Genomic DNA, 12,363 nt, shown 5'->3' on the forward strand with positions numbered 1-12,363 from the left:
CCCCCTTGATGCCGGCGGCGGCCCCGCCGGCCAGGCTATCTTTCATCGCGCGGATCCTCCGCCGCGCGCCGAGGGTATCAGACCGCGATTCCAAGGGGATGTCGAGCCGCCCGCGCGACCAATTCGCGCAAGCGACGTGACGGCACGTCACTTTAGCCGATCATGCGCCGCATGGCGTCGCGGGTCTGGGAATTGAACCAGCCCTCTGCCGGGGCATTGGCGCCCTGCGAGATCGCCGTTTCGATTGCGGAAACAGCGGGTTCGCGGATCTGACGCTTGACCGCGGCATAGGCGATCGAGGGCAATTGGGCGAGCTTGCGCGCCTCTTCGACCGCACGTTCCACCACGGTGTCGCCGCCATCGACCAGCATATCGACCAGACCGATGTCGCGGGCGTGATCCACCGCGATCGGCTGGCCGGTCAGCATCAACCGACGCAGCGCGTTGGGATCGAGCGTGGCGCGGGCGATCTCCATCGGCCCCACCGGGAAATCGACGCCGACGCGGATCTCGGCCAGGCCGAAACTGGCGCGGGGCCCCGCGACGCGGAGATCCGCGGCCAGCACGAAGAACAGCCCGCCAGCAAGCGCCGCACCGTTGACCGCCACCACCACCGGCTTGGCAAAGGTGAAAAGCCGCAGAAAACCGAGATTCAGCGCCGCGACGATGGCCTGTTCCTGCGCCAGATCGAAGGTCTGCGCCTCTTTCAGATCAAGCCCGGCCGAGAACACCTTGAGTGGGCTGGAAATCACCACGGCGCGCACCGTCTCGTCCGCCTCCAGCCGGTCGAGCAGCGCGGCGAAGCCCATCAGGAACTCCGGGCTCAGCGCATTGACCGGCCCCCGGTTCAGGCCGATTTCGGTGATGCCCTCGCCATGGTCGGTCAGGATCAGATCGGGGTTGGTGTCGGTCATCGGTGGTCCTCTTCGCGCTGTTCACGCTCTGTTTGGAAATCCGGGCTGATTTCGGCCCGCACATCGCGCGCCGTCAAGGGGGCACCGCAACCGGGACAGCTCAGTTGCGGCGCGAAGCGGGCGCCACAGGCCTTGTGAGTCAACATCACACCCTGCCCGCCCAGCCACTTCTGGCCCCAGCCATGCAGCACCATGATCAGCGGCCAAAGCTCGAGCCCCTTGTCGGTCAGCCGGTATTCATACCGCAGCGGGCTGTCGCAATAGGCGCGCTTGGCAAGGATGCCATCGCCGCACATCTGTTTCAGCCGCAGACTGAGCACATGCGGAGAAGCGCCTGTATTTCTTTGGAAATCGTCGAACTTTCGGGTGCCAAGGAAGGCCTCTCGCAGGATGATCAACACCCAAGGATCGCCGACCCGCTCAATCGCGCGGGACACTGGACAGCTGGTATCGGCCAGATCGGAACGCGCCACATTGACTCCCTTCAAAAATTGAAGCTACGATATCCACAGGGGCGTGCCTTGTCAATTTTCACGGCACGCGGGAGACTTGAGGGGGAAAGAAGATGAAACTTTACTACGCGCAGAACACCCGCGCGGTGCGCATCGCCTGGCTGCTGGAAGAGCTGGGCCTGCCCTATGAGATCGAGAAATTCCAACTGGGCAGCCCTGAGATGCGTAGCCCGGACTATCGGAAAATTCACCCCATGGGCCGGGTGCCGGCCCTGGAGGATGGCGATATCACCCTGTTCGAAAGCGGCGCCATCGTCGAATGGGTGCTGGCGGTGCATGGCAACGGCCGCCTGCAACCGCCTGTGGGAACGAAGGAATTCGCCCAGTACCTGCAATGGTTCCACTATTGCGAAGGCATGATCATGCCGCCGATCAACACCATCGTGGTGGAAACCATCCTGCTGCCGCCCGAGCGCCGCAGCGAGGCCAACGCCAAGCGCGCGATCAAGCTGTTGTCGCAGATGCTGACGGCGGTCGAGACGCATATGGAGGGGCGCGATTACCTGGCCGGCGAGTTCACCGCCGCCGATATCATGACCGGCCATTCCGTCACCGTCTCGCGCGAGATGCTGAAGCTCGACTTCTCGGCCCTGCCCAATCTCGACGCCTATGCCGATCGCCTTCTCGCCCGTCCGGCGCTGCAGAAGGCCTGGCGGCTGTGAGCACCCCGGTTGCCCTGATCGTCGGCGCGGGTGACCATATCGGCGCGGCCATCGCCAAGCGCTTCGCCGCGGGTGGCTTCACCGTCTGCCTCGGCCGCCGCAATGGCGACAAGCTGGCGCCGCTGGTGGCCGAGATCGAGGCCTCGGGAGGTCATGCCTACGGGTTCTCGATGGATGCGCGCGACGAGGACAATGTAGCCGAGGTGTTCAAGACCATCGAGGAAACCCTTGGCCCGATTGAACTTGTCATCTTCAACGTCGGTGCCAACGTCTATTTCCCGATCCTCGACACCACGGCGCGGGTCTTTCGCAAGGTCTGGGAAATGGCCTGCTTTGGCGGCTTTCTGACCGGACGGGAGGCGGCGCGCCATATGTTGCCGCGCGGCCGGGGCAGCCTGTTCTTCACCGGCGCCACCGCCTCGATGCGCGGCGGCAGCGGCTATGCCGCCTTCGCCTCGGCCAAGGCCGGGCTGCGCAATCTGGCGCAAAGCCTGGCGCGCGAACTCGGGCCGCAGAACATCCATGTGGCGCATCTGGTGATCGACGCCGGCGTCGACACCGATTTCGTGCGCGACCGCATCGCCGCCTCGGGCCGCGATCCTGACAGCCTGCCGCCCGACACGCTGATGCACCCCACCTCGATCGCCGAGGCCTATTGGACCCTTCACCACCAGAGCCGCGACGCCTGGACCTTTGAAATGGACCTGCGCCCATATGGAGAAACATGGTGATGCAAGACATTGAATTCATGTATGACTTTGGTAGTCCCAATGCTTATCTCGCGCATCGTGTGCTGCCGGCGCTGGCCGAAAGACACGACGCGCGGCTGCGCTATGTTCCGGTGTTGCTGGGCGGGATTTTCAAGGCGACAGGCAATCAGTCACCGATGGTCAGCTATCGCGACATCCGTGGCAAACTGGCCTATCAGGCGCGCGAGATGGAACGCTTCATCGCACGTCACGGGATCCGCTATCACGCCAACCCCTATTTCCCCATCAATACCCTGAAGCTGATGCGCGGCGCGGTCTTCGCACAGGGAAAGCCATGGGAAGGCGATTATATCGAGGCGATTTTCAACGCGATGTGGCTGCATGGCCAGCAGATGGGCGACGCCGAGGTGTTCCGCGACGTGCTGATCGAAGCCGGGCTGCCGGTGGCCGAGATTCTGGCGGGGCTGGACGATCCGGAGGTCAAAGCCGCGCTGATCGCGAATACCGAGACCGCGGTGGCCCGCGGCGTCTTCGGATCGCCGACCATGTTCGTGGATCAGGAGATGTTCTTCGGCAAGGACAGCCTGCCCGATCTGGAATACCTCCTGACCGGACAGGCCTGATATCTCGGGGGTGGCTCAGACCTCGAGCCACTCCTTGCGCACGTCATCGCGGGCGCGCAGTTCGTCAGGCGTTCCCTCGAAGACCACGTGACCATGGCCCATCACATAGACGCGGTGGGCGATGTCCATCGCGATGGCGAGCTTCTGTTCGACCAGCAGCGTGGCGATGCCGCGCCGCGCGATCTCCTGCAACAGCTCGGCCACCTTCTGGGTCATCTGCGGCGACAGGCCTTCGGTGGGCTCGTCGATCATGACGAAATCGGGGTCGCCCATCAGGGTGCGGCACATGGTCAGCATCTGCTGTTCGCCCCCCGACATCACCGTCGCCTCGACATCGGCGCGACGGGCGAGGTTTTCGAACATGTCGAACATGTCCTGCATCTTCCAGCGGCCCTGACCGTCCTTCTGGCCGGGCTTCAGACCCAGGATCAGGTTCTGCCGGGTGGTCAGACCTTTGAAGATGTCGCGGTTCTCGGGCACGTAGCCGATGCCGAGCTTGGCGATCTCATAGGCCTTCTTGCCGGCGATCTCCTGCCCCTTGAACTTGACCGACCCCTGCGGCTCGACCTCGCCCATGATGGCCTTGCAGGTGGTGGAACGGCCGACGCCGTTGCGGCCCAGCAGGGCGACGATCTCGCCCTCCCGGATCTGCATGTTCACCCCCTGCAGGATATGCGACTTGCCGTAAAAGGCATGAAGATCGGTAACTTCCAGCATGCTCATCAGTGACCAGCCTCCAGCACTGCGCCCAGATAGGCTTCCTGCACCTTGGGATTGGCGCGCACCTCTTCGGGGCGGCCGGTTGCGATGATCTCGCCATAGACCAGGACCGAGATCCTGTCGGCCAGACCAAAGACCACCCCCATGTCGTGTTCCACCATCACCAGCGTCTTGTTCTCCGTCACCTTGCGGATCAGATCCATGATGTAGTCGGTTTCCGAATGGCTCATGCCGGCGGTGGGTTCGTCGAGCATGATCACATTGGCGCCGCCCGCCATGGTGATCCCGATCTCGAGCGCGCGCTGTTCGGCATAGGACAGAACCCCTGCCGGCAGATCGCGGCGGCTGGTCAGGTTGATCTGCTCAAGGATCGCCTCGGCCCCCTCGGTCAGATCGCGCGAGCGGTTGACCATGTTCCAGAAGGAATAGCGATAGCCATGCGACCACAGCAGCGAACAGCGGACGTTTTCGAACACGCTCATCTTGGGGAAGATATTGGTGATCTGGAACGACCGCGACAGCCCCATGCGGTTGATCTGGAAGGGCGCCAGCCCGGTCAGGTCATGACCATGCAGCCGCACCTTGCCCGAGGTCGGCGGGAACCGCCCGGTGATCAGGTTGAACAGCGTGGATTTCCCTGCCCCGTTCGGCCCGATGATCGCATGGCGTTCGCCGGCACCGATCGACAGGTTTACGCCCCGCATGATCTCGGCCTTGCCGAAGCTCTTGCGCAGATCCTCGATCTGCAAGGCCGGGGTCGCGGTGGTGAAACCAGGTTGGTTCATCGCGTTCATTGCAAACCTCCATTCGGGGTATTTGCCGCATGCCAGGCCTCCGCCAATTCGGGCGAGGACCGTTTGGCCAGCCAGAAGCCACCGAAGGAGGCCACCACACAGATCAGCAACGGCAATATTGCGTGGCTGTCGAAGGTGACCCAGAACAGCGTCATCTCGTCCTCACCCAGGGCGGCATGCCGCAGATGATAGAGGATTTCGAGCGCCCCTGCGGTTCCGATGATGCAGAAGAAGGCCGGCACCAATGTCTTGATATAGGGCAGGATCAGCAGCCGCGCCTTGCCCAGGCGGAACGGCAGCACATGCATCATGATCACCCCTGCCAGCCCGCCCGGGAAGAACATCACCGTGGCGACGAACAGCATGCCGAGATAGAGTTGCCAGATCTCGGTCTGCAGGCTCAGCACAGATTGCAGCAGGGTGAAGGCGATGGCCCCCAGGATCGGCCCGAAGAAGAAGCCGACGCCGCCGAGGAAGGTGATCAGCAGGATCGATCCCGATTGCACCAGGTTCAGGTTCTCTTCCGTCACGATCTCATAGTTGATGGCAAAGAGCCCGCCGGCGATCCCGGCGAAGAACCCGGCCGCCACGAAGGAGAAGAACCGCACCCAACGTGCTGAATAACCCAGGAATTCTGCACGCTCCGGGTTGTCACGCACGGCATTGGCCATGCGCCCGATCGGGGTGCGGGAAAAGAGGTACATCAGCAGCGCCGAGAGCACGAGCCAGAAGGCGGTCAGATAATAGACCTCGATCTGATGCAGGAACTCGATACCGAAGAACGGCAGCCCCATGGTGCGATCGCCGCTCACCCCTTCTTCACCGCCGAAGAAGGCGACAATGATGACGGAACAGGCGGCGATCAGCTCGCCCACGCCGAGCGAGATCATCGCGAAGATGGTGCCGGCCCGACGGGTCGAGAAGGAACCGATGATCAGCGCCAGCCCCATGCCGAAGAGCCCGCCGAAGATCGGCAGCAACGGCAGCGGAATGGGCAGGGAATAATCCTCGACATAATTCATGATATGGACGCAGCAGAAGCCGCCGACGCCCATATAGACCGCATGGCCGAAGGACAGCATGCCACCTTGTCCCAGCAGCATGTTGTAGGACAGCGCGAAGACGATGGTGATCGCCATCTGGTTCATGATGGTGATGGCGCCGTTCGAGGTGAACACCAGCGGCATCACCAGCAGAAACAGTGCGGCGGCCAGCCAAGGAAGCGCTCCGCCGAGGGTGATCAACCGCGGCTGAGTGGTATGGAGGGTTGTATCGGTCATGCGTCACGCTTTCCAAACAGGCCGTAGGGGCGGAAGACCAGGATCAGCACCATCAGAAGATAGGGCAGAATGTCGGCCACCTGCGGCGAGGTCAGGGTCCAGACGTCGCGGAGCAGGCTCTCGCTCATGTCGACCGGCTTGTCGAAGCCGATCCAGGTGAGCAGATCCTCCATCCTGAGATCATAGGCCTTGGCGAAGGTGATCAGCCAGCCGATCAGCAACGAGGCGACCAGCGCCCCCCAGAGCGATCCCAGCCCACCGATCACGATGGTGACGAAGACGATCGACCCCAGCATCACCGCCATGCCCGGGAAGGTGGCCAGCACCGGCCCGGCGATCACGCCCGCCACACCGGCCAGCGCGGTGCCGACACCGAAGACGCCCATGAAGACCAGCGGCACGTTATGCCCCAGCGCCTCGACCGTGCGCGGATAGCTGAGCGCGGCCTGGATCACCATGCCAACCCTGGTGCGCGTCAGCACGAAGAGCAGCGCGATGAAGATCGCCACCGAGATGAAGATCATGAAGACCTTATAGGCCGGGATCGCATTGCCGGCGATCGAGAAGGCCGAGAATTGAAGGATCTCGGGGATCGCATAGGGCATCTGATCCTTGCCCCAGATGAACTGTACGACCTCTTCGATCAACAGCGCCAAGCCGAAGGTGAAGATCAGCTCAGGCACGTGGCCATATTGGTGGACCCGCCTGAGACCATAGCGTTCGATCATTGCGCCAAGGGCGCCAACGATCAGCGGCGCAATCAGCAAGCCCATCCAGAAGCCCATGAACAGGCTGATCTGAAAGGCAAAATACGCGCCCAACATATAGAAACTGGCGTGTGCGAAGTTCAGCACGCCCATCATCGAAAAAATAAGGGTCAGCCCGGCTGACAGCATGAATAGCAAAAGCCCGGTGACCAGCCCGTCGATCAGATTGACGAGTATAAGCTCCATACCCTTTCCCCCTGCTGAAAAAGGTTGTGTCCGTTAGTCGTGGAAAACCTGAGCGGCGCCCCCCTCAAGAACGGGAGCGGGGCGCCAAAGCAGCCGTTAGGGCCGCTCCATCTTGCAGGTCGTCGGGCTGTCGGCCGAGGCCATCTTCACCGTGTCTTCGACCACCATGCCATAGCCGGAGTTGTCGAAGTCGAAGGTCACGCCGTCCTTGCTCTGCACCAGGATGTGGACATCCTGGATCAACTGGTGGTCCTGCGGCCGCATATAGGTTTCACCGCCCCAGAGGTTCTTGTGAGTCATGCTCTCAAGCTGCTTGGCAACGGGGACCACGTCATCGGCGGTGCCGGCCTTGTTGATGGCATCCGCCAGCATCTCGACCACATTGGTGATGCGGGTCTGGCTCAGGTCGGCTTCAGGGTATTTCGCCTTGAACGCCTTGGAGTATTCCAGCGACTGTTCCGACACCGGCGGGTTGAGCTGGCCTTCGGAGACCAGACGCAGCTTGCCGACACCGCTTTCGCCGAAGGCAGCGGTGATGCCGTCAGAGGCGGCGTAGTAGGTATAGATCGGGCCGGTGAAGCCGTTCTCGATCACCGCCTTGCCGATCCCCAGCATGTCCGACCCCCAGTTGCCGGTGATCACCGCATCGGCGCCCGAGGAGACGATCTTGCGGGCATAGGGGGTGAAGTCCTTGACCTTGCCGATCGGGTGCAGCTCGTTGCCGACGATTTCGATATCGGGACGTTTCGCGCCCAGCATCGAGACGGCCGCGGCGGCCACGGCCTTGCCGAAGCCATAGTCCTGACCGATGATATAGACCTTCTTGATGTTCGGGTTCTTGGCGATGACGTCGGTCAGCGCATCCATCTTGATGTCGCTGTTGGCGTCAAAGCGGAAGTGCCAGAAGTTGCACTTGTCGTTGGTCAGCACCGGATCGACGGCGGCATAGTTCAGCAGGAGCACGCGACTGTCCGGGTTGCGCTTGTTGTGCTTCTCGATCGCCTCGGTCAGCGCACTGGCCACGCCGGACGAGTTGCCCTGCACGACATAGTGAATGCCCTGGTCGATGGCGACCTGCAGCTGGATCAGCGACTCCTTCGGGCTGGTCTTGTTGTCGAAGGGCACGATTTCGAACATCCTGCCATCCAGAACCCCGCCCTTCTTGTTCACCAGCTCCTCAACGGCGAACTGATATTGTTTGAGGCCATTACTGCCGGTGCTGGCAAACGCGCCCGAAAGCGGGTCGATAAAGGCGATTTTGACGTTCTCTGCCGCGGCAGCACCGGCGACAAAAGACAAAGCCAGCGCGGCGCCAAGGCCGAACTTGGTAGATTTGCGCATAATTCTCCTCCCTAACAGACGCCGGTTATCTTGCGCGATATAGCACCGGGGTCTGCTTCAGAGACTCGCATATAACGATATAAAGTCAAGCTTTGCGGGCTTTGGTGCGGGGTGAAATTGCGCCCCTGAAACTGCTGAAAAAACAGTCGATTTCGACGATCACCATGCCACAAGAATGGGCTGCGGCGCCCTCGGCTCCACAGTTGGGATGCTTACATATCATGTTGTTTTATAGCGGTTCTGAAGGGCGCTGTACCGCTGCGCCAGAGGCGGCGGGAACCCTGGGCGAAGCTTGCCGCTGCCGCCGGCGGACCGATGAAAATGACGTAAGGTTTTTCAGGAGCGGCCCCCGGCACGGCTTTCGCTGTGCAGAATTGCGTTCCGCTCCCGAAGGATTGATTCCCGTGTCTCAGCCCCGCAGGCTGAGCTGTCGGCCCGCGTCGATCAGCAGCGGGGCGTAATGGCTTTCGAGCTGCTTCTTCTTCACATGGAACGACGGGCCACCGACATTGAGCCCATAGATGCGCGAGCCATTCAGTGAAGACACCGGCACCGCGATGCCGTTCACATCGCCGCGCCAGTCGCCATAGCCGGTGCAATAGCCCTGGGCCTCGTATTCGGCGCGGGCCTGGTTGAAGCTCTCCCGGCGCCGGGCGTCGCCCTCCGGGTCGCAGGCCCGGGCCTCCTCGAACCAGCTTTCGCGCTGATCCTCGGGGCTGGCCACCAGGATGGCGCGCCCCACCGCCGAGCGGAACAGCGGCAGCCGCGACCCCACATGCATGGTCAGCGCCACATCCTCGCGCGAGCGATGCACCGCGACATAGAGCACCTCGTCGCGGAACCGCTCGCCAAGTGCGGCGGTGATATAGGAATTCGGCCCGTCACGCAGTTCGCGCAGCAGCTCGCGCGCACGCTCGCCCACATCCATGCCGGCCAGAACCCCGAAGCCCAGGTTCAGCACCCCTGCCCCCAGCCGATAGCTGCCGGCGCGCGGGTCGGCGACCAGGTACTCCAGCACGCAAAGCGTATGGGTCAGCCGCGACACCGTCGGTTTCGGCAGCCCGGTGCGTTCCGAGATATCTGTATTGGTCAGCGAAATCTCGTTACGCCGGAAACAGCGCAACACATCCAGCCCGCGCGCCAAGGCGGTGACGAAATTGCGGTCCTTGTCCTCTTCGATCTCGGGGGCGGCCTCCATCACCCTACCCCCGATCCAGCGCCGCGAGCCCATGCTCGGCGAACATCGGCACGTAGCGGCCCAGCTTGATGGCGCGTTCGGGGTTCGAGGCGTTGCCGTCGATGGCGCGCTTCAGCACCCCCTGGATGATGCCGGCCATACGGAAGAAGCAGAAGGCGAGATAGAAGCCAAAGTTGTCGATCTTCTCCAGCCCGCGACGTTCGCAGTACTTGGCGATGAATTCCTCGTCCGACGGCAGGCCGAGCGCGGCGCGATCGACACCGGCCAGACCACGGCCCTCGGTCCCCGGAGGCATCTGCCATTGCATGATGACGGCAGCCAGATCGGCGTAAGGATGCCCAATGGTCGACAGCTCCCAATCGAGGATGCCGATGCATTGCGCACTGTCCTTGGCAAAGATCATGTTGTCGATCCGGTAATCGCCATGCACCAGGGTGCGCTGCCCGTCCTCGGCCGGGATCGCCGCGGCAAGCCGCTCGATCAGCTGGTCCATCGCCGGCACCACCTCGGTCTCCGAGGCGCGATATTGCTTCGACCAGCGGCCCACCTGACGTTCGAAATAATTGCCCTCGGGGCCATAGTCGGCCAACCCCACGGCGTTGATGTCGACCATGTGCATCTCGGCCAGCACGCGGTTCATCTCGTCGATCACCGCTGTGCGGGTGGCGTTGTCCTCGCCCGCCATCAGCGGATCGGCGAAATTGCGGCCGTCGAGGAAGTCCATCACATAGAAGGCAGACCCGATGACGCTGTCGTCCTCGCACAGCAGGTGCATCTTGGCGACTGGCACCTTCGACCCCTGCAGCGCCTTCTGAACACGGTACTCCCGATCCACCGCATGGGCGGATTTCAGCAACACCCCCATGGGCTTGCGGCGCAGAACGTATTTGCGCGCAGGCGTGGTCAGCAGGAAGGTCGGGTTCGACTGGCCGACGTTGAACTTCTTGGCCTCCAGCGGCCCTTCATAGCCGGGCAGATTGGCGCGCAGATAGGCATCCACCGCGTCGAGATCGAGTGTCAGGGACGAATTGGTCATCGGTCCTCCTCAGCTTGGTCAGCTATAGGTCAGCAGCTTTGCGGCCTCGGGGCCGGTGAACTGCGGAGTCGTATTGAATTCATGCAGGAAAAAGCGGTGTCCGGAAAAGATGAACCGAGACATCGAGGTATTCTTGATCTGCAGGTTCAGCGCGATCATCTGATCGGCCGGCGCCTTCAGGCTGGCGGCGACCAATTGGCCGATCGCCCCGCCCGAGCTGACGACCAGCACCCGTTCGGCCGTGGTATCGGTGGAAAACGCCCGCGCCGCCTCGACCCGCCGGGTGAAATCGGCATAGCTTTCAGCCGCCCCTTCCAGCCCGCCGGCCTGCCAGTCGAGAATGGTCTCGCGCAGGGTGCGGAAATGGGTCTTGCGGTCATCCCGCACCGGATCGGGCATCGCGCCGTCGAAGCGCACCGCCAGCAGATCGTGGAAATCGTATTCGTTCCAGCCCGGATGCTCCTCTGCCACGCCGTCGAAGCCCATCGCCGCCAGCGTCTCGCGCTGGCGGTCGAGGGTGCCACAGATCAGACGGTCAGGCAGCCAGCCGGCGGTGCGCAGGGCATCGCCTGCCAATACCGCCTGCTGCCGTCCGAGATCGCTCAGCCGGTCATAGCTGCCGGCATCGCCGGCGCCGAAAGACGCCTGGCCATGCCGGACCACAATGAGCTCTGCCATGCCTCAGTCGCCCCAGGGCAGCGTCAGGCCCTTGGTGTCGGCGGCTTTCTTGGCGTACTTGCGGGTCTGCTGGAAGGCGTCTGTCAGCTCCTTCTGCCCCTCGGGGTTCAGGATCTCGTCAAAGACGGCGGCGACCCCTTCCGGCGTGTTGCTGCCACCTTCGAGCATGACGCCCTCGGTCTCATAGACACGAGTGGCCGCGAAACAGCCGGCCCCGGCGCCCAGGATGACGCGCGAAGGCGCGTTTTCGCTGACCAGATACAGCAGGCCCGGGGTGATGGTTTCCGGCTGCAGCAGCTCCAGCGCCTCGGGCGGCATCAGGCTTTCGGTCATCCGGGTGGCGGCGGTCGGCGCCAGGGTGTTGACGCGGATATTGTCGCGCCCGCCTTCCAGATGCAGCACGTTCATCAGCCCCATCATGGCGGCCTTGGCGGCGCCATAGTTCGACTGGCCGAAGTTGCCATAGAGCCCCGAGGCCGAAGAGGTCAGCACGATGCGGCCATATTTCTGATCACGCATGATCTGCCAGACCGCATGGGTGCAGGTGGCCGTGCCCATCAGGTGCACGTCGACCACCTTGCGGAAATCGGCCATCGTCATCTTTGCGAAGGTCTTGTCGCGCAGAATGCCGGCGTTGTTGACCAGGATGTCGACGCGGCCCCATTCCTTCATGGTCTGTTCGACCATATCGGCGACTTCCGCCTCGTTCGAGACATCGGCGCCATGGGCGATCGCCTCACCACCGGCGGCGCGGATTTCATCGACCACCGCGGCGGCAGCGTCCGAGCTGCGCCCCTCGCCATCGGTCGATACGCCCAGATCGTTGATCACCACCTTGGCGCCGCGCGCGGCCAGTCCCAGCGCATGGCTGCGACCCAGACCCACGCCCGATCCCGTCACGATCGCGACGCGTCCATCAAACCGGATATCCATCCGTTCTCC

At 62.8% G+C, this 12,363-nt stretch carries 14 protein-coding genes; 3 read left to right on the plus strand and 11 right to left on the minus strand.

Going from position 1 to position 12,363, the window contains the following annotated elements; all coding sequences use genetic code 11:
• Positions 1-152: 152 nt before the first annotated feature.
• Together ACN0V4_RS10925 and ACN0V4_RS10930 are read right to left on the minus strand one after the other, a co-directional pair.
• Complete coding sequence (locus tag ACN0V4_RS10925; RefSeq protein WP_417675957.1) at positions 153-914, minus strand: enoyl-CoA hydratase/isomerase family protein; 762 nt, start codon at positions 912-914, stop codon at positions 153-155.
• The gene (locus ACN0V4_RS10930; protein ID WP_417675959.1) at positions 911-1,387 is read right to left on the minus strand and encodes a winged helix-turn-helix transcriptional regulator; all 477 of its coding nucleotides are present in this window, start codon (positions 1,385-1,387) and stop codon (positions 911-913) included. The genes ACN0V4_RS10925 and ACN0V4_RS10930 overlap by 4 nt, the downstream gene beginning before the upstream one ends.
• A 92-nt stretch (positions 1,388-1,479) precedes the next feature.
• Between ACN0V4_RS10930 and ACN0V4_RS10935 the strand changes: the two genes are divergently transcribed.
• The 3 genes from ACN0V4_RS10935 to ACN0V4_RS10945 are packed head-to-tail and all read left to right on the plus strand — an operon-like array spanning position 1,480 to position 3,421.
• On the plus strand, positions 1,480-2,088 hold the full coding sequence (locus ACN0V4_RS10935) for a glutathione S-transferase family protein (protein ID WP_417675961.1): 609 nt from the start codon (positions 1,480-1,482) through the stop codon (positions 2,086-2,088).
• Positions 2,085-2,819 carry an SDR family oxidoreductase gene (locus ACN0V4_RS10940; RefSeq protein ID WP_417675963.1) on the plus strand — a complete coding sequence of 245 codons (735 nt, stop codon included), beginning with the start codon at positions 2,085-2,087 and terminating at the stop codon, positions 2,817-2,819. Before ACN0V4_RS10935 ends, ACN0V4_RS10940 begins: the two co-directional genes overlap by 4 nt.
• Positions 2,819-3,421: a 2-hydroxychromene-2-carboxylate isomerase gene (locus ACN0V4_RS10945; protein ID WP_417675965.1), complete on the plus strand. Its 603-nt coding sequence runs from the start codon at positions 2,819-2,821 to the stop codon at positions 3,419-3,421. Before ACN0V4_RS10940 ends, ACN0V4_RS10945 begins: the two co-directional genes overlap by 1 nt.
• A 15-nt stretch (positions 3,422-3,436) precedes the next feature.
• Here the strand turns inward: ACN0V4_RS10945 and ACN0V4_RS10950 are convergent, their stop codons facing one another.
• The 9 genes from ACN0V4_RS10950 to ACN0V4_RS10990 form a co-directional block, all read right to left on the minus strand.
• On the minus strand, positions 3,437-4,138 hold the full coding sequence (locus ACN0V4_RS10950; RefSeq protein WP_417676388.1) for an ABC transporter ATP-binding protein: 702 nt from the start codon (positions 4,136-4,138) through the stop codon (positions 3,437-3,439).
• A 5-nt stretch (positions 4,139-4,143) separates the two neighbouring features.
• Positions 4,144-4,935: an ABC transporter ATP-binding protein gene (locus ACN0V4_RS10955; RefSeq protein WP_417675967.1), complete on the minus strand. Its 792-nt coding sequence runs from the start codon at positions 4,933-4,935 to the stop codon at positions 4,144-4,146.
• Positions 4,932-6,215, minus strand: a complete 1,284-nt coding sequence (locus ACN0V4_RS10960) for a branched-chain amino acid ABC transporter permease (protein ID WP_417675969.1) — start codon at positions 6,213-6,215, stop codon at positions 4,932-4,934. The genes ACN0V4_RS10955 and ACN0V4_RS10960 overlap by 4 nt, the downstream gene beginning before the upstream one ends.
• Positions 6,212-7,168 (minus strand): branched-chain amino acid ABC transporter permease, encoded by a 957-nt coding sequence (locus ACN0V4_RS10965; protein WP_417675971.1) that lies wholly within the window; start codon positions 7,166-7,168, stop codon positions 6,212-6,214. The genes ACN0V4_RS10960 and ACN0V4_RS10965 overlap by 4 nt, the downstream gene beginning before the upstream one ends.
• A gap of 96 nt (positions 7,169-7,264) precedes the next feature.
• Positions 7,265-8,509 (minus strand): branched-chain amino acid ABC transporter substrate-binding protein, encoded by a 1,245-nt coding sequence (locus ACN0V4_RS10970; RefSeq protein WP_417675973.1) that lies wholly within the window; start codon positions 8,507-8,509, stop codon positions 7,265-7,267.
• A gap of 409 nt (positions 8,510-8,918) precedes the next feature.
• The gene (locus ACN0V4_RS10975) at positions 8,919-9,707 is read right to left on the minus strand and encodes an IclR family transcriptional regulator (protein ID WP_417675975.1); all 789 of its coding nucleotides are present in this window, start codon (positions 9,705-9,707) and stop codon (positions 8,919-8,921) included.
• Between the two features lie 4 nt (positions 9,708-9,711).
• The gene (locus ACN0V4_RS10980; RefSeq protein ID WP_417675977.1) at positions 9,712-10,743 is read right to left on the minus strand and encodes a phosphotransferase family protein; all 1,032 of its coding nucleotides are present in this window, start codon (positions 10,741-10,743) and stop codon (positions 9,712-9,714) included.
• An 18-nt stretch (positions 10,744-10,761) separates the two neighbouring features.
• Positions 10,762-11,421, minus strand: a complete 660-nt coding sequence (locus ACN0V4_RS10985; RefSeq protein ID WP_417675979.1) for a histidine phosphatase family protein — start codon at positions 11,419-11,421, stop codon at positions 10,762-10,764.
• A gap of 3 nt (positions 11,422-11,424) precedes the next feature.
• Positions 11,425-12,354: an SDR family NAD(P)-dependent oxidoreductase gene (locus ACN0V4_RS10990; protein ID WP_417675981.1), complete on the minus strand. Its 930-nt coding sequence runs from the start codon at positions 12,352-12,354 to the stop codon at positions 11,425-11,427.
• Positions 12,355-12,363 lie beyond the last annotated feature (9 nt).

The sequence above is a fragment of the Pseudodonghicola sp. genome (assembly GCF_048268305.1).
Classification (GTDB): domain Bacteria; phylum Pseudomonadota; class Alphaproteobacteria; order Rhodobacterales; family Rhodobacteraceae; genus Pseudodonghicola.